Genomic DNA, 16,729 nt, shown 5'->3' on the forward strand with positions numbered 1-16,729 from the left:
TCGCTCCCGTAGGGATGGATTCCGCCCCCGTGTTCGGTCGGGGAGGGCCATGCGGGTTGCTCTGCTTGCCTGGGAGTCCCTGCACTCCATTGCCGTGGGTGGGGTCGCGGTGCACGTGACGGAGCTGGCCGCGGCCCTGGAGCGCAAGGGCCATGAGGTCCACGTATTCACCCGCATGGGTCCAGGACAGCTGCACCTAGAGCGGATCCACGGCGTCTGGTATCACCGATGTCCCTTCGACCTGAACCCCGATTTCGTGGAGGAGATCCACAACATGTGCCGCTCCTTCGTGCATCATCTGTTCGCCACAGAGGATTACATGGGAGCGGGGTTCGACGTGGTCCACGCGCACGACTGGCTGACGGCCCTGGCCATGATCTGGATCAAGTGGGGAAGGGGACGGAGGGGGATCCTCACCATGCACTCCACCGAGTACGGGCGATGCGGGAATCAGTTCTTCGGGGGAAGATCCGCTCGCATCCGGGACATCGAGTGGCAGGGGACCTATTGGGCGGACCGGGTGATCGTGGTCTCCCACGCCCTCGGGCGGGAGCTCCAGTGGATCTACCACCTCCCGGAGTGGAAGATCCATGTGATCTACAACGGAATCAACCCCCACGTCTTCGACGGCTTCCTCGACGCGGGAACCGTGAAGGGGCGATACGGAATCGGGCCCCTGGATCCCACGGTCCTGTTCTGCGGGCGGATGACGTACCAGAAGGGCCCGGACCTCCTGGTGAACGCGGTTCCCATGATCCTGCACCGCCACCCTCAGGCGAAGTTCGTATTCGCGGGGGATGGGGACATGCGCGGGAGCTGCGAGCAACAGGCCCACGCGCTCGGGGTAGCCCATGCCTGCCGATTTCTGGGCTACCGGAACGGCGGGGAGCTCATCGACCTGTACAAGGCATGCGACGTGGTCTGTGTGCCGAGTCGGAACGAGCCCTTCGGCCTCACCGTCCTGGAGGCCTGGAGCGCGGGGAAACCCGTGGTGGCCACGAGGAACGGAGGCCCGGACGAGTACGTGGAGCACGGCGTGAACGGCCTCAAGATCTATGCCCATGCGGAGTCCGTGGCGTGGGGAATCGGGACCTTGTTCCACGACTTCGAGTGGGCCCGGTGGATGGGGCGGAACGGGCGGGCGACGGTGGAAACCGCTTTCAGCTGGGATCGGGTGGCGGAGCAGACTCTCTCCGTCTACGGGGCGTAAGGGGGACGCCGTGGGCGGCGTGTTTCACCTACTGGGACTCCACATGCACCAGCCCCCTGGGAACCTGGCGCTGCTGATGGAAACGAATCCGTGGGAGGCTCAGCAGATCCTCCTGTGCTACGAGCGGCCCGTGAAGTACGCCCGCCGCTACCCGGATGTGGCTCGGTTCTGCGTAGGGTTTTCGGGGATCCTGCTGGAACAACTCCAGGATCCTCACGTGGTGGCCCGCTACGCCCACATCGTGGACATCCCCCGCATGCTGGAAGAGTACCGGGACACGCCGAACATCGAGATCGTAGGCATGGGATACTACCACCCTGTGTTCCCCCTCATCCCCCCGGAGGACTGGGAGGATCAGGTGGCGCGTGGGAAGCAGAAGATCCTGGAGGTGTTCGGCCGGGAGCCGCGGATCTTCTGGCCGCCGGAGCTGGCCTTCTCCATAGAGATGATCCCGGTGCTGGTGCGGCACGGATACCGGTACGTGGTGGCGGACGGTGCGCACGTCCGGCCGAAGGAGACCCTGGAGTGGGAGGACGTTCTCTACCATCCGCACTGGGCGGAGTACCGCGGGATCCGGATCGTGGTCGTGCCGCGGGATCGGGATCTCAGCAACGCCCAGCAGAGCGGCCTCGACCCTGCCTGGTTGGATGAGCAGGTGCGGCACAGGACCGCGGGAGCCCGCAGGCCATGCCTGGTGACCACCTGGACGGACGGGGAGAACGGCGGGTGGTTCCGGCAGATCCACGAAGAGGCAGGCTTCTGGGGACACTTCTTCGCCCCATACATGGAGCGGGTGCGGGCGGGCCAGATGTCCATCCGGCCCGTCCTACTTTCGGAGTACGTGTGGACTAGCCCTCCCCTATCTGAGGTGCGGGTAGAGCGGGGCGCGTGGAACATCGGCCCCAGGGGCGGGGAGGACTTCTCCCAGTGGGCGGGATCCCCAGCCCAGCAACAGGCCCTGCGGGAGCTGTGGGAAGTGAGCCGGCGGTACCACACGGTCCGGCGGCGGGCAGAGGGGGTGGCGGAAGCCCGGGAAAAGCTGGAACAGGCACGGGAGGCCGTCCTCCAGGCGGAGACGAGCTGCTATCTGTTCTGGGGGGACGCCTGGATTCCCCAGCTGTATGCACGGACCGGGACAGCCCGTCGGCTGCTGGAAGAGGTGGAAGGGAGGTGCGGCGGGTAAGGAGGGGGGCGATCGGCCGGAGACCAGATCCAGCAGGAGGACAACCATGAGGTGTTGGTTCTGTGACCAGGAGGCCCGAGGAACCTGCGCCGCGTGCGGCCGGGGGCTGTGCTACCAACACGCGCACATCCACGACGAGATGACCTTGGCCAAGTCGGACACCAGCACAGGGTACGCCAGCTACTACAACGTGTACGGCGCCCTCAAATGCTCCGACTGCCGCCTTGCGTGGAAGTCGTACGTCCCCCAGCGCTAGTTCCGAACTGGCCGGCCTTGGGCCACGGGCTTCTTGGTGGCGGAGGGCGGTCGTATACCACATCTATGTTCGATCCTTTCAGGATACCGACGAAGACGGTGTGGGCGATCTGCCCGGGATCCTCCGGCGCCTGGACTATCTTGCGGACCTAGGGGTGGAGGCAGTCTGGCTCAGCCCCTTCTATCCATCGCCCCAGAGGGACTTCGGGTATGACGTGGCGGATTACTGCGGGGTGGATCCCGTTTTCGGCACCCTGGCCGATTTCGATCGCCTGCTCATGGAGGCCCATGCGCGGGGCCTGCGGGTGATCCTGGATCTCGTGGCCAATCATACCAGCAACCTCCACCCGTGGTTTGTGGAGTCCCGCGGTAGCCGCACGAGCGCCAAGCGGGACTGGTACGTGTGGCGGGATCCGCATCCGAACGGGGGCCATCCCAACAACTGGCTCAGCTTCTTTGGAGGTCCCGCCTGGACCCTGGACCCGCAGACGGAACAGTACTACCTCCACCACTTCCTGCCCGAGCAGCCCGATCTCAACTACCGCAACCCGGAGGTCCTGGAGGCCATGCTGGAGGTGATGCGGTTCTGGCTGGAGCGGGGAGTGGATGGGTTCCGGGTGGATGCTGCCGCCCTCCTGGTGGAGGACGAACACTTCCGCGACGAGCCACCGAACCCCGCGTGGCGGCCGGGGATGCGGGAACGAGACCGGCTGCGGCACGTCCACACGGAGCACCAGCCCGAGACCCACGAAGTGCTCCGGCGCTTCCGGGCCTTATTGGACCAGTACAGCGAGCCCGGTCGGGAACGCGTCCTCATCGGGGAGGTGTATGCACCGTTTGAAATTCTCGTAGCCTACTACGGCTCTCCGGAGGCGCCCGAGTGCCACTTCCCCTTCAACTTCGCCCTGATGGAGCTCCCGCCTGAGCGGTGGACTGCGGAGGACTTGCAGGCCTTGGTAGGAGCCTACGAATCCATCGTGCCGGGATGGGCTTGGCCCAGCTGGGTCCTGGGGAACCACGACCGGCCCAGGGTCGCAAGCCGCCTGGGGGAGGAGCGGACCCGTCTTGCCCACCTCCTGCTCCTTACCCTCCGGGGTACGCCCACCCTCTACTACGGGGACGAGCTGGGACTCCGGGATCTGGAGCTCTCTCCCGACCAGGTACAGGATCTCCCCGGCTTTCGGGAGCATGGGGGCCGGTGGTCCCGGGATGCGGCCCGGGCCCCCATGCCGTGGGACGGATCTCCAGGGGCGGGCTTCACGGTGGGAACGCCCTGGCTGCCGCTCCCCGTGGATTTCCCCGTGCGAAATGTGGCAAGCCAGGAGAAGGATCCCCACTCCATGCTCCGGCTCCTCCGCCGCCTCCTCCACCTCCGCCGGCAGACCCCTGCCCTGACCGTGGGGGCGTACCGATCCCTTCCTGCACCCCCGGGGGTCTATGCGTACGAACGCTTTACGGATTCGGATCGGGTGCTGGTGGCTGTGAACCTCACGGGGCGCATGCAAACCCTGGAGGCTTCGGGCGAAATCCTCCTCTCCACGCACCTGGACCGGTTCGGCCCGGAGCGGGCTCCGCTTGGGCTTCGGCCGCAGGAGGGAATCCTCCTGCGGCCCACGGGGGAGGTGGTACCATGGAGGTGACTACGGACCGAGGGGAGGCGGCATGCTCGGCTCTCGGAAGGGCCTCAGCCGGGAACAGGTTCTGGAGGTGCTGCGGGATGTGCAGGATCCCGAGCTGCACCGCTCCATCGTGGAACTGGACATGGTCCGGGACGTACAGATCCGGGGCGGCGTGGTGCGGGTGGAGGCCTTGCTCACCATCGGCGGATGTCCGCTTCGGGAGACCATCGTACAGTCCATCGAACAGCGCCTGCGTCAGCTCCCGGGGGTGGAGAGAGTGGAGGTGCACCTGGGCGTCATGACCCCGGAGCAGCGGCAGGCCCTCATTCAGAAGCTGCGGCCCCCGCAGGGGCCGGACCGCCCCCCCTCCTTCCTCCGGCCGGAGAGCGGTGTGCGCGTCCTCGCGGTGGCGAGCGGCAAGGGAGGGGTGGGAAAATCCACGGTGACCGCGAACCTGGCGGCAGCCCTGGCCCTGCGAGGCCTGCGGGTAGGGGTACTGGACGCGGATGTGTATGGGTTCAGCATTCCGAAGATGCTGGGAATCCAGGGGCGGCCCACGGTGATCGACCAGATGATCCTTCCCATGGAGCGGGACGGGGTACGGGCCATCTCCATGGGAATGCTGGTGGAGGCGAACGAGGCCGTCATCTGGCGGGGCCCCATGCTCCACAAAGCCCTCGCCACCTTCATCCAGGAGGTGCACTGGGGGGATCTCGAGGTGCTCCTCCTGGACCTTCCCCCGGGGACGGGAGATGTCTCCATCTCCATCGCGCAGCTGTTGCCCTGGGGGGAAATGGTCATCGTGACCACCCCCCAGGAGGCCGCGGTGGAAGTGGCCCAGCGGGCGGCCCGCATGGCGGAGAAGGTGGGGATGCGGGTGGCGGGGGTCATCGAGAACATGTCCTACTACCAACCCCATCCGGAGGCAGAACCCCTTTACCTGTTCGGGAAGGGCGGCGGGAGGATGCTCGCTGAACGCCTCGGCACGGAACTCCTCGCCGAAATCCCTCTTGACCCCCGGGTGCGGGAGGGGAGCGATCGGGGGGAGCCCATCGTGCGTGCGCACCCGGACTCCACGGCCGCTCAAGCCTTCTTCCGAGCCGCGGACCGGATCCTGGCGCGGAGCCGGGTTTTGAGGTGAGGCGGGGTGCCGGATCTCTACCCTAACTACATCCGGGGCCGATGGGTGCCGGCCCGTTCCGGTGCCACCTTCGAATCCCTCAACCCGGCCACGGGGGAGGTCCTGGGAATCTGTGCCCGGTCGGGACCGGAGGACGTGGCGGAGGCCGTGGCCGCGGCGAAGGAGGCCTTCCCGAAGTGGCGTAAGGTTCCCGCGCCGCGACGGGCGGAGATCCTTTATCGGGCCGCGGAGCTGCTGGTGCAGCGCAAGGAGCACTACGCGCGGCTCATGACCCTGGAGATGGGCAAGATCCTCCTCGAGAGCCGTGGAGACGTGCAGGAGGCCATCGACATGACCTACTTCCTCGCGGGCGAAGGCCGACGCCTGCACGGATACACCACGCCCAGCGAGATGCCTAACAAGATCGCCTACTGCGTGCGCCAGCCCGTGGGGGTCGTGGGCGTTATCACCCCCTGGAACTTCCCCTTCGCCATCCCCAGCTGGAAGATCGTCCCCGCCCTGGTGTGCGGGAACACCGTAGTCTTCAAGCCCGCGCCCGAAGTCCCCATCCTGGGCGTGGAGTTCGTACGGGTGCTGGAGGAGGCGGGGCTTCCGCCTGGTGTGCTGAACCTGGTCCTGGGGGGAGATGAGGTGGGCGCGGCCCTGGTGGATCACCCAGACGTAAGCCTCATCTCCTTCACGGGCTCCACGGAGGTGGGACTGCAGGTGGCGGAGCGATGCGCCCGCACGGGCAAGCGGGTCTCCCTGGAGATGGGCGGCAAGAACGCGGCCATCGTCATGGACGACGCGGATCTCGATCTGGTGGCGGATGCCCTCACATGGAGTGCGTTTGGGACCACCGGTCAGCGGTGCACCGCTTGTAGCCGCGTCGTGGTGCACCCGAGGGTCCACGGGGACGTGGCAGACGTGCTGGTGGATCGGGCAAGACGGCTGAGGCTGGGAAACGGCCTGGATCCGGAGACCGAGGTCGGCCCCCTCGTGAGCGAGGCACAGCTGCGAAAGGTGGAGGGGTATGCACGCCTCGGCCGGGAGGAGGGTGCGGTGGTGCTGGTGGGCGGGGAGCGGGCCACGGAGGGAGACCTCGCCCGCGGGTTCTTCTTCCGGCCCACGGTCTTCGCGGAAGTGCACCCCCGCATGCGCATCGCTCAGGAGGAGATCTTCGGCCCCGTGGTGGTGCTCCTGCGGGCGGAGGACCTGGAGGAGGCGATCCGCATCGTGAACGACGTGCCGTACGGACTCAGCGCCTCCATCTTCACCCGGGACATCCAAAAGGCCATGCGGGCCGTGGAGGACCTCCACACGGGGATCGTGTACGTGAACCATGGGACCATCGGGGCGGAGGTGCACCTGCCCTTCGGAGGCACCAAGTTCACGGGGAACGGCCACCGGGAGGGCGGACTGCAGGTGCTGGACATCTTCACGGAGTGGAAATCCGTCTACATTGACTACAGCGGCCGGCTCCAACGGGCTCAGATCGACCTAGAGCCCGTGGCTTTCGGAAAGGAGGGAGAGGCGTGAGCGCGCCCCGCGGGTACACGACTCCCCTGTACATCCTGGCCTTCGATCACCGGGAGTCCTTCAAGAGGCTTGTGGGCGTGTCCGGAGAACCCACCCCGGAGGAACGGAGCAGGATTTCGGAGGCCAAGGCGGTGATCTTCGAAGGGTTCGAGCGGGCCCTGGCGGAGGGAGCCCCTCGGGATGCCTGCGGGATCCTGGTGGATGAGGAGTTCGGTGCGGAGATCGCCCGGGCCGCCAGGGGCAAGGGATATCTCCTTGCCATGCCCGTGGAGAAGTCGGGTCAGAAGGAGTTCGACTTCGAGTACGGGGAGGCCTTCGGAGAGCACATCGAGGCCTTCGACCCCACCTTCGCGAAGGTCCTGGTGCGCTACAACCCGGAAGGGGATAGAGCTCTGAACCAACGCCAGGCCCAAAGACTCCGGCGGCTTTCCGACTGGCTGCACGAGCGCGGTCGGAGGTTCCTCTTCGAACTGCTGGTGCCCTCGGAGGAACACCAGCTGGCCGAGGTGGGGGGGGATGCGGGCCGTTACGATCGGGAGATCCGCCCCAGGCTCATGGTGGCCGCGGTCCGGGAGCTCCAGGGATCAGGGGTGGAGCCGGACGTGTGGAAGATCGAGGGGCTGGACCGGAGGGAGGACTGCGAGCAGGTGGCCGCCCAGGTGCGAAGCGGCGGCCGCGACACGATCTCCTGCGTGGTGCTCGGAAGAGGTGCAGATGAAGCCGCGGTGGTGCGTTGGCTCCGGGCGGGCGCGGGGGTCCCCGGATACATCGGCTTCGCCATCGGCCGCACCATCTGGCACGATCCCGTGCAGGGGTACCTGCAGGGAAAGGTGAGCCGGCAGGAGGCCGCCAGCCAGGTAGCGGCCAACTACCGCCGGATGATGGACGTGTACCGGGAGGCCGAGCAGGCGGCAAGCGTGCGTCCGTGAGCCCCGCGGATGTGCACCTCCTACGGGCGCTACCGGACGCGGGGTTCGTCCACGCCCACCCAGCGGGCTCCCGCGGTCCACACCTCCTTCTTCCAGATGGGGACCCGCACCTTGAGGGTATCGATGGCGTACCGCCCCGCCTCGAAGGCCTCCCTCCGATGGGGGGCGGAGACCGCCACCGCCACACTGATCTCCCCGATCTCCAGGCGTCCCAGCCGGTGCACCAGGGCCACCCGCAGCACCGGCCACCGGGCCGTGATCTCCTCCGCGATCCGAAGCATCTCCTTGCGGGCGAGGGCGTCGTATGCCTCATAGTCCAGGTGCAGCACCTGCGGTCCCCGGGCGTTCTGCCGCACGGTCCCCAGGAACAGGACCACCGCGCCCGCGTGCGGATGCCGCACGTGGCGCAACAGGTCCTCCACGGGAATGGGGGCCTCCGTGAGGTCCACGAGGATCTCAGATCCACCGCTCACGGGTGGGATCAGCACCACCTCGTCTCCGTCCCGGAGGAGATGGGTTTCCGCGACGTACGCATCCTGCACCGCGAAGCGGGGAGCGGGCAGGGAACGCAGGGTCGGGAATCGCGCCGTCAGCTGGGCCCACACGGAGGCGGGGGTGGCCGCCCCATCCACGCGGAGTTCCAGGAGGGAGGTCCCTACCGCCTCCCGGTAGACGGCAAAGAGCCGAACCCGCACCCGCATGGAGCTCCCTCCTGCGCCCCGTTCCCTCTTCCGTCATTGTAACCGCAGAAGCGCGGAAGGCTCACGGGTGCGTACGAAGCCCCTTCGCATTCTCGATCCATATGCGGTGCCAGGCAGGGAGTGCAAGGCCCAGCTGCACTGCCACACCACCGCCTCGGACGGGCGACTCCGGCCCCAGGAGGCGGTGGACCGCTACCGCCAGGCGGGGTACGCCTTCCTCGCTCTTACAGATCATGACCGGATCACGCGGGTGGAAGCGCCGGAGGACGGTGATTTCTGCGTGATCCCCGGGGTGGAGCGCACCGTCCCCCGGCCCGTGCGGCCCCTGGGCCCGCACCTCGGCTGTCTGTTCGTGCACCGGCTGCCGGAGGGACGCAGTGCCCAGGCCCTGTTGGAGGACGTGGCCGCTCAGGGGGGCATTGCCTGTCTGAACCACCCCAGCTGGAAGGGGAACTTCTGGACCGCCCAATGGACGGAGGCCGCGCTCCGGCACCTGCGGGGGTACCGCCTGATGGAGGTGTGGAATCCTCATTCGGATCCCGAAGAGGACATCCGGCGGTGGGTGGTTGCCTGCCGCCGGTGCGGTTCCGGGTGCCCCGTGGCCCCCGTGGCAAGCGACGACCTCCACGAGGAGACGGATTTCAACCGCGGGTGGGTTGTGGTCCGGGTGGAGCGCATCACCCAGGAGGCCCTTCGTGCCGCGCTGCTGCACGGGGCGGTGTACGCGAGCACGGGGCCCGCCGCGCGGTTCGGGGTTCGGAAGGGGTGCGTGGTGGTGGAGACGGACGCCTCGTGGATCCGGTTCTACGACGCCCACCAACGGCTCCGACACGAAGCCCGCGGCCCGGAGGCTCAGTACGAGCCAGGGGCCGAGGAGGGTTTCGTGCGCGTGGAGTGCGTTGGTCGTAGCGGCGCCCGAGCGTGGTCCGCCGCCTTCTGGGTGGTGCCGGAGGAGGCCATGCTACCATGAAGGACGGTCAGCCGCGGGCCATGGAGATCTGGTATCGGGCCCCCGAGCGGTTCCCCCTCGTCCAACCGGGAGACGACCTTCCGGGGGTGGTGGTGGGGTGTCTGGCGGCGGAGAACCTGCTCCCGAGGGATGGCGACGTGGTCGTCATCGCGCACAAGGTGGTCTCCATCGCGGAGGGGCGGGTGATCCCCCTGGAGGCCGTAAACCCCTCTCCGCGGGCCCAGGCCCTCGCCCGGGAAGTGGGGAAGGACCCGCGGCTTGTGGAGGTCATCCTGCAGGAGTCTAGGGAGGTGCTCCGCAGCCGTCCCGGACTGCTGATCACCCGCCACCGCCTCGGGTTCGTGTGCGCCAACGCGGGAGTGGACCAGTCCAACGCGGGCCCCGGAAAGGTCGTGCTCCTCCCAGAGGATCCGGATCGATCCGCGTGCCAGATCCGGGAGCGCATCGAGCAGGCCTTCGGGGTCCGGTGCGGGGTGATCGTGTCGGACACCCACGGCCGGGCGCACCGGGAGGGAGCGGTAGGGGTGTGCATCGGGCTTGCGGGCCTATCTCCGTTCCTGGATCACCGCGGACGGCGGGACCTCTTCGGATACGTGCTCCGTACATCCGTGGAGGCCCTGGCGGACGAGCTGGCCAGTGGAGCTACGATCCTCATGGGGCAGTCCTCGGAGCGCCGCCCGCTTGTCCTCGTCCGAGGAGTGCCTGTGGAGCGGGACGGGGGATCCGCACGGGCGCTGGTTCGCCCGAGGGAGCGGGACCTGTTCGGGTAGTTCCTGAAAGCTCTGCCAGGGCCGCGGATCCGGGGGCAGATGCGTGCGTCTCCGGGCCTGGGTTGTACAATGGGTTCGTCATGGCCAAAAATCCGTGCGGAGGGATGTATGCGGGCGGTACGCATCCACGAACACGGCGGGCCGGAGGTCCTACGGCTGGAGGAGGTCCCCACGCCCACGCCGGGTCCCGGGCAGGCTTTGGTCCGGCTGGAAGCCGCGGGCGTGAACTTTATCGATATCTATCAGCGGCAGGGGCTCTACCGGCTCGACCTGCCCCTCACCCTGGGACAGGAGGGTGCGGGGGTGGTGGAAGCCGTGGGACCGGAGGTTCGGGAAATACGGGTAGGAGACCGGGTCGCGTTCACGAACGTGCCGGGCACCTATGCGGAGTACGTGTTGGCGCCCGCCTGGCGCCTCGTTCCCATCCCGGAGGGGATCACCAGCCAGCAGGCCGCGGCCGTGATGCTCCAGGGAATCACCGCGCACTACCTCACCCACTCCACCTACCCCATCCAGCCCGGGGATACGGTGCTCATCCACGCGGCCGCGGGCGGCACCGGTCTGTTGCTCGTACAGATGGCCAAGCGCCGAGGCGCCCGGGTGATCGGAACCGTCTCCACGGAGGAAAAGGCGCAGCTGGCCAGGGAAGCCGGAGCGGACGAGGTCATCCTCTACACCCAGGTGGACTTCCGGGAGGAGGTGCGGCGGATCACCAACGGACAAGGGGTCCAGGTGGTCTACGACTCCGTAGGACGGGATACCTTTGACCGCAGCCTGGACTGCCTGCGGCCTCGGGGCATGATGATTTCCTTCGGGCAATCGAGCGGGCCGGTGGGGCCCGTAGATCCCCTCGTCCTCAGCCAGAAAGGCTCCCTTTTCCTCACCCGCCCAAGCATCCTGCACTACACCGCGACCAGGGAGGAACTGCTCTGGCGGGCACGGGATGTACTGGGTTGGGTCCGGACGGGGGAGCTCCGGGTGCGTGTCGATCGGACCTTCCCCCTCGCGGAGGCGGCTGCGGCCCAGCGCCGGCTGGAGAGCCGGGAGTCCGCCGGCAAGCTCCTGCTGGTTCCCTGAATCGTGGCAGATCAAGCACGCCGCGTTTACCAAAGGGCCCTTCGGCTGCTCGCCCGCCGTCCCAGATCTACGGCAGAGCTCAGCGAGCGGCTCGCCCGCCTGGGGAATCCAGAGGTGGTTCGAGCGGTGCTCCAGCGGCTGGAACAGGAGGGATTGCTGGATGACCTCCAGTTCGCGCGCCTGTGGGTGATGTCCCGGCGGGCCACGAGGAGGTTTGGCGTCGGTCGGCTCCGGCAGGAGCTGCTGGCAAAGGGCGTGGGCCGGGAGGCGGCGGAGGAGGCCCTCCAACTGGTTCAGGGGGAGGACGAGACGGAGCTGGCGGAGCGGCTGGCCCGGGCACGGCTGCGGGTGTACCGGGGCCTGGAGGCAAAGGTGGCCGCCCGGCGGTTGGGCGCGTACCTGGCACGGCGGGGGTTTTCGTCGTCCACCATCGCCTCCGTGCTCCGGCGTGTGGAGCTGCCCGATCCCTCTCCTTCAGGGAAGGGGCCCTACGGGGGAACCTGGGGGACGTCCGGGAGGAGGACAAGGCCGCGGATCCAGTAGAACCGGGCGATGTCCCGTACCCTGGAGAGGGGGACGCTGCGGAGCTCCACCGCGTGCTCCCGGGTTCCGGAGATCCGACCGAAGCGTTGCAGCACGAGAATGTGGAATCGTTCCGGAGGGAAGGGGAGCTCCACGAGGAGATCCACGGTTCCCCGTGGGGAGAGGTGGTGCTCCAGGAAAGCCGGGATCTTCCTGCGGGCTTGGTGCTCCAGCCATCCCTGCCAGCTCCCTACTGCGAGGGTTGCCAGCACCAGCGCCCGTCCCAGGCGCGATTCCAGAAATCGGCGCCACCAGGGCTTTTGCGGCTCTCCTGCACGGGAGGGAGGAAGGGAGGCGGGCTCTTGTGCCGGGCGGGAGGGCTCCTGCGGGGACCGTAGCAGGTCAAAGACGTGGGCCACCAGCGTCTTGTACGTGGCATCCTCCAGGAGATCCCGCCAGCTCCGAGGTCTTGGGAGGGGAATCTCGAGGACCGCGCGCACACGCCCGGGTCGGTGGGTGAGGATCACCACCCGGTTGGCGAGGAACACCGCCTCCTCCACGTCGTGGGTGACGAAGAGGATGGTAGGATGCCGGAGTTCCCAGATGCGGGCCAGCTCCTCCTGGAGGGTCATCCGGGTTTGCGCGTCCACGCTGGCGAAGGGCTCATCCATGAGCATGAGCTCTGGATTGTTGGCCAGCACCCGTGCGACGCCCACCCGCTGCTGCATGCCGCCGGAGAGCTCGTGGGGATACCGGTGCTCGAACCCCTCGAGGCCCACCAGGGCGATGTACTCCCGAGCGATCCGTTCCCGCTCCACCCGGGCTAGGCCGCGCATCTTCAGCCCGAACGCCACATTCTCCAGGACCGTCTTCCAGGGGAAGAGAGCGAAGCTCTGGAACACCACTCCCCGGTCCGGCCCCGGGCCCGTGATCCGACGTCCGTTCAGGAGGATCTCTCCCCGGGTAGGGGCAACGAACCCAGCCACCATGTTCAGGAGGGTAGTCTTCCCACATCCGCTGGGCCCCAGGATGGCCACGAACTCCCCCGGTCCGATGGTGAGGGAGACGTCCTCCACCGCCACCACGTGTTGGCCCGTATACGGGTCGTAGTAGATCTTTGTGAGGTTGCGGATCAGCAACCCTTCCATGAGATCCCTCAGGAGGCGGGACGCACGAGGCCCCACCGTTCAATGGTCGCCTGTTCCAGGGGACGCAGCCCCCATGCGTCCACCGCGTACCACAGCAGCCCCAGCAGGATCATCCCCAGGATCATCTCCACCACGCTGCCGCTTCGACGCGCGTCGAACATCATGAAACCGATGCCGCTGGTGCCCACGATGATCTCCGCGGCGATCAGGGCCCGCCACCCGTAGCCGAGGCCGTTCCGTAGTCCTGTGATGATGTTGGGAAGCGCCCCCGGGAGGAGCACCTCCCAGAGAACCCGGATAGGGGAGGCCCCCAGGCTTTGAGCCGCACGGATCATCTCCAGGGGGACGGAACGGACACCGAGGGCGGTGTTGAAGATCATGGGAAAGATCACGGTGTACACGAGGACGAAGGTCACGGTGGTCAGGGTGAATCCGAACCAGATGAGCAATATGGGAAGCCAGGCGATGTCCCCGATGGCCTGGAAGAAGAGGACGAGCGGCCAGAAGAACCGATAGCTCGCGGGGTGGAGTCCGATGAGGAACCCGAGGGGGATCCCCACCGCGGTCCCTGCCGCGGCGCCCACCGCCAATCTCGTCACGCTGTCCTGCAGATAGGCGGGGAGGACCCCCTTGTACACCAGAGCAGAGAAGGCGGAAGCCACCTCCCACGGGCTGGGGAAGAAGGCCCGGGGATAGATCCCCAGCTCCGCCACCAGGGCCCAGAGGGCGATGAGCAGGAGGAATGGACCGCCTCCCTGCAGGGCGGGGTGCATGAGGAGGCGGCGGAGAGCTCGAGGGACAAGGGTCCTCATGTGGCCGGACGTGCAAGCCCCCATCGTTCAATGGTCCGGCGCTCTACAGGGGCGAGGAGGAGGCGATCGATGAGCACCCATGTAGCCCCGATGAGGATCATGCCCAGCACGATGACCTCCGTGCGGTAGAAATCCCGGGCTAAGAAGAGCATGTACCCGAGTCCCGCGTTGGTGGCGATGATCTCCGCGGCGATGAGTCCACGCCAGGCGAACCCCATTCCCGTTCGGATTCCGGTGACGATGTTGGGAAGGGCCCCGGGCAGGAGGACCTCCGTGAGCACCTGCCACGGGTTCGCCCCCAGACTCCGCGCGGCATCCCGCAGGACCTGCGGGATGCTGGTGACTCCCAGGATGGTGCTGTAGAGCACGATGAAGAAGACCGCGTTGAAGATGATGAAGGTGATGGCGCCGAACCCGTAGCCGAACCAAAGGGTGGCGAGGGGGATCCAGGCAATGCCCGCCAATACGGAGAAGAACCGGAGGATGGGGGTAAGGAGGGCGGCGATGGTGCGGTTGGTGCCGATGGCAATCCCAAGGGGAATGCCCGTGGCCACGGCCAGGGAGGCCCCGATTCCCACCCGGCGCAGGCTGGCCCACACGTGGGCCAACAGGGCACCCGTGCGTGCCTGTGCCTGAAGCGCCTGCACCACATCTCCGGGCGCAGGGAAGACCCGGAGCGGCACATGGGAGATCCGGACAGCCGCCCACCACACCCCCAGGAGCACGAGGAAGGGACCCACGAACCACGCTGTTTCCCGGAGCCACCTGAGGAAGGGAGCTCGGACCGAAGGTTGCATCTCTCCTTCCGCAACGGGGCGCTACGGGCAGCTTCCCCGGAAGACGAACCCCGGACCCACCCGGGCCCGTGGGGGAATGGGAGGGAGATCCTCGAAGAGCTGCGGGTGGCGGCGCATCACGTTGAGGATGGGTTCGGGCATGAACACCCGGTTGACGTCGAAAGTGCCGGGAATGAATCCCAACCGATGCAGGGTCTGCACCGCGTTGTGTAGGGCCAGGTAGTTGTAGCAGGAGATCCGGATGTCCACCGTGGGCAGGTTGTTGCGCACCGCCCGGAGCGCGACCTCAGGTCGCAGTCCCGGTAACCAGCGCACGGCGATCACCGCGGTCTTCACGGACTCCGCCCGCATGAACTTGTCCGCCTCGGCCCGGGCCGCCAGGAACCGCTCGATGGTCTCCTGGTTGCGTTCCGCCCAAGACCGCAGGGCAATATTGAACCCCATGAAGCCGATGAATCCGCCGTCCCGGACTACCTCGTAGCTCCCCGGGACGTTCGCAAGGGCGATCACCGGCCACGGATCCCAGGTGGCGAAAGCGTCTACGGCTCCACCCCGCAGGGCTACAGGCATCTCCGCGGGGGGCGTGTTCACCAGGACGACGTCGTTCACGGCGAGCCGGGCCCGTTCCAGGATGCCGAGGATGTACAGGTGACTGATGGTCCCAAAGGACACCGCGATCCGCTTTCCACGCAGATCCCGGATGGTCCGAATCCCGCTGCCCTGACGGGCCACCAGGGCCATGGTGTGGTCCCCGCCCAGCCGGACCGCGCTGCCGCTGTAGTTCCCGAGAATCACCAAATCCATGCCCCGGAGGACCGCACCGATCATGGGGACTCCCACCTGCCCCATTTGGATCTCCCCCGCCTGCAGGGCGTTGAGGAGGTCCACGCCCGTGGGGTACGGCGTGGCGATGGTGACGTCTAACCCCCACTTCTCAAAGAGCCCCAGATCCAAGGCCACAGGAACACCCAGCTGGTCAACAGCGGCCACGATCCCTACCCGCAACCGCGTGAGGGCGGGGGCGGCCTGTGTGACAGGGAGGAAGGCCAGCGCCAGGGCCGCAAGCAGGAGAACGAGGACCGCTCCGGCCCGATTCCAAGACATTCTGTTCATTCCGATCCCCTCCTTCCTGTAGCATGCTGTCCTTCTCGCAGAAAGGCTTCCACTCTGGCCAAGGGGGGAAGCGCGGCCACGGCCCCCAAGCCGCACACCGCCAGGGCCCCCACCGCGTTCGCGAACCGCGCGGCCTCCTGAAGGGAAGCTCCCTGCGTCCACTTCACCAGGAAGGCTGCGTCGAAGGCGTCTCCCCCTCCCGTGGTGTCCACGGGCTGCACGGGATACGCGGGGAGGCGAACCCGGGTTCCCGAGGCGTCTGTGACCAAACAGCCCTGCTCCCCCATCTTCAGGGCCACCAGGCGCGGTCCCCGTTCGAGGAGCCGTTCCACCAGTACTTCGGGAGAGCAGGTGTCGTCCAGGTAGGCGGCGTCCTCCAGGCTGAGGAAGACGAGATCGGCCTGCGGCAGGATGGCGTGGGCTGCCGCCCGGAGTTCCGGGAGGGGAAGCAGCCGGGGCCGGAGGTTCAGGTCGTAGCTCACCGTGACCCCACCTGCCCGTGCGATGGCCACGGCGGCCTCCACCGCGGCTCGCGCGGTGGGCGAGATGGCCTGGGTGATGCCGCTCGTATGGAGCACCCGGGCGTCCCCCACATACTTGGGATCCACGTCCTCAGGGCACAGGCGACTCGCCGCGGAGCCCTTTCGGTAGTACGCGAAGGCATGCCGCCCCATGGCGTCGAAGCTGATGAAGTAGATCCCCGTGTATCCCTCCGGATCCACCACCACCTGGGAGCGGTCTACCCCTTCCCGGTCCCACAAGGTGAGCAGGGAGCGCCCGAACTCGTCTTGGCCCACCCGGGTGATACATCCTGCGGACATCCCCAGGCGCGCGGCGGCTACCGCCACGTTGTTGGTGTCCCCGCCCCATCCGCGGCGGAAGGTGGTGACCTCCTCCAAGGGCCCTTTCTCCAGGGCCGCGAACTCCACCATGGGCTCTCCCAGCGTGACCAGTTCCGGCACCC

General features: G+C 67.4%; 16 protein-coding genes and 1 pseudogene. 11 read left to right on the forward strand and 6 right to left on the reverse strand.

What is annotated here, in order from left to right; translation table 11 throughout:
* Nucleotides 1-49 precede the first annotated feature (49 nt).
* Genes N0A24_03990 through N0A24_04020 form a run of 7 tightly spaced genes read left to right on the forward strand, consistent with a single transcriptional unit; the run spans nucleotide 50 to nucleotide 7,855 of the window.
* The gene (locus tag N0A24_03990; GenBank protein ID MCS7172558.1) at nucleotides 50-1,210 is read left to right on the forward strand and encodes a glycosyltransferase family 4 protein; all 1,161 of its coding nucleotides are present in this window, start codon (nucleotides 50-52) and stop codon (nucleotides 1,208-1,210) included.
* Between the two features lie 10 nt (nucleotides 1,211-1,220).
* On the forward strand, nucleotides 1,221-2,393 hold the full coding sequence (locus N0A24_03995; GenBank protein MCS7172559.1) for a polysaccharide deacetylase family protein: 1,173 nt from the start codon (nucleotides 1,221-1,223) through the stop codon (nucleotides 2,391-2,393).
* A 46-nt stretch (nucleotides 2,394-2,439) separates the two neighbouring features.
* Nucleotides 2,440-2,649: a hypothetical protein gene (locus tag N0A24_04000; protein MCS7172560.1), complete on the forward strand. Its 210-nt coding sequence runs from the start codon at nucleotides 2,440-2,442 to the stop codon at nucleotides 2,647-2,649.
* A gap of 7 nt (nucleotides 2,650-2,656) precedes the next feature.
* Nucleotides 2,657-4,288: an alpha-amylase family glycosyl hydrolase gene (locus N0A24_04005; protein MCS7172561.1), complete on the forward strand. Its 1,632-nt coding sequence runs from the start codon at nucleotides 2,657-2,659 to the stop codon at nucleotides 4,286-4,288.
* A gap of 22 nt (nucleotides 4,289-4,310) precedes the next feature.
* Nucleotides 4,311-5,408, forward strand: a complete 1,098-nt coding sequence (locus N0A24_04010; GenBank protein MCS7172562.1) for an Mrp/NBP35 family ATP-binding protein — start codon at nucleotides 4,311-4,313, stop codon at nucleotides 5,406-5,408.
* 45 nt (nucleotides 5,409-5,453) lie between these two features.
* Nucleotides 5,454-6,926, forward strand: a complete 1,473-nt coding sequence (locus N0A24_04015) for an aldehyde dehydrogenase family protein (GenBank protein ID MCS7172563.1) — start codon at nucleotides 5,454-5,456, stop codon at nucleotides 6,924-6,926.
* Complete coding sequence (locus N0A24_04020; GenBank protein MCS7172564.1) at nucleotides 6,923-7,855, forward strand: DUF2090 domain-containing protein; 933 nt, start codon at nucleotides 6,923-6,925, stop codon at nucleotides 7,853-7,855. Before N0A24_04015 ends, N0A24_04020 begins: the two co-directional genes overlap by 4 nt.
* Nucleotides 7,856-7,884: 29 nt before the next feature.
* Here the strand turns inward: N0A24_04020 and N0A24_04025 are convergent, their stop codons facing one another.
* On the reverse strand, nucleotides 7,885-8,556 hold the full coding sequence (locus N0A24_04025) for a molybdenum cofactor biosynthesis protein MoaE (GenBank protein MCS7172565.1): 672 nt from the start codon (nucleotides 8,554-8,556) through the stop codon (nucleotides 7,885-7,887).
* A gap of 67 nt (nucleotides 8,557-8,623) precedes the next feature.
* Between N0A24_04025 and N0A24_04030 the strand changes: the two genes are divergently transcribed.
* From N0A24_04030 to N0A24_04045, 4 genes are all read left to right on the forward strand, one after another.
* Nucleotides 8,624-9,526, forward strand: coding sequence for a CehA/McbA family metallohydrolase (locus tag N0A24_04030; protein ID MCS7172566.1), 903 nt, complete (start codon nucleotides 8,624-8,626; stop codon nucleotides 9,524-9,526).
* On the forward strand, nucleotides 9,523-10,296 hold the full coding sequence (gene cofE / locus N0A24_04035) for a coenzyme F420-0:L-glutamate ligase (GenBank protein MCS7172567.1): 774 nt from the start codon (nucleotides 9,523-9,525) through the stop codon (nucleotides 10,294-10,296). The genes N0A24_04030 and cofE overlap by 4 nt, the downstream gene beginning before the upstream one ends.
* Before the next feature lie 108 nt (nucleotides 10,297-10,404).
* The gene (locus N0A24_04040) at nucleotides 10,405-11,373 is read left to right on the forward strand and encodes a quinone oxidoreductase (protein MCS7172568.1); all 969 of its coding nucleotides are present in this window, start codon (nucleotides 10,405-10,407) and stop codon (nucleotides 11,371-11,373) included.
* A gap of 3 nt (nucleotides 11,374-11,376) precedes the next feature.
* Complete coding sequence (locus N0A24_04045) at nucleotides 11,377-11,916, forward strand: regulatory protein RecX (GenBank protein MCS7172569.1); 540 nt, start codon at nucleotides 11,377-11,379, stop codon at nucleotides 11,914-11,916.
* Nucleotides 11,917-12,302: 386 nt separating this feature from the next.
* On the opposite strand, the pseudogene N0A24_04050 reads toward N0A24_04045, so the two are convergent.
* The 5 genes and pseudogenes from N0A24_04050 to N0A24_04070 form a co-directional block, all read right to left on the reverse strand.
* A pseudogene (locus N0A24_04050) lies at nucleotides 12,303-13,043 on the reverse strand (ABC transporter ATP-binding protein).
* A gap of 8 nt (nucleotides 13,044-13,051) precedes the next feature.
* Nucleotides 13,052-13,855, reverse strand: a complete 804-nt coding sequence (locus N0A24_04055; protein ID MCS7172570.1) for an ABC transporter permease — start codon at nucleotides 13,853-13,855, stop codon at nucleotides 13,052-13,054.
* Nucleotides 13,852-14,652 carry an ABC transporter permease gene (locus tag N0A24_04060; GenBank protein MCS7172571.1) on the reverse strand — a complete coding sequence of 267 codons (801 nt, stop codon included), beginning with the start codon at nucleotides 14,650-14,652 and terminating at the stop codon, nucleotides 13,852-13,854. The genes N0A24_04055 and N0A24_04060 overlap by 4 nt, the downstream gene beginning before the upstream one ends.
* A gap of 21 nt (nucleotides 14,653-14,673) precedes the next feature.
* The gene (locus N0A24_04065; protein MCS7172572.1) at nucleotides 14,674-15,765 is read right to left on the reverse strand and encodes an NrtA/SsuA/CpmA family ABC transporter substrate-binding protein; all 1,092 of its coding nucleotides are present in this window, start codon (nucleotides 15,763-15,765) and stop codon (nucleotides 14,674-14,676) included.
* Nucleotides 15,762-16,727 (reverse strand): sugar kinase, encoded by a 966-nt coding sequence (locus N0A24_04070; protein ID MCS7172573.1) that lies wholly within the window; start codon nucleotides 16,725-16,727, stop codon nucleotides 15,762-15,764. Before N0A24_04070 ends, N0A24_04065 begins: the two co-directional genes overlap by 4 nt.
* Between the last annotated feature and the right edge of the window lie 2 nt (nucleotides 16,728-16,729).

The sequence above is a fragment of the Armatimonadota bacterium genome (assembly GCA_025059775.1).
Lineage (GTDB): Bacteria > Sysuimicrobiota > Sysuimicrobiia > Sysuimicrobiales > Sysuimicrobiaceae > Sysuimicrobium.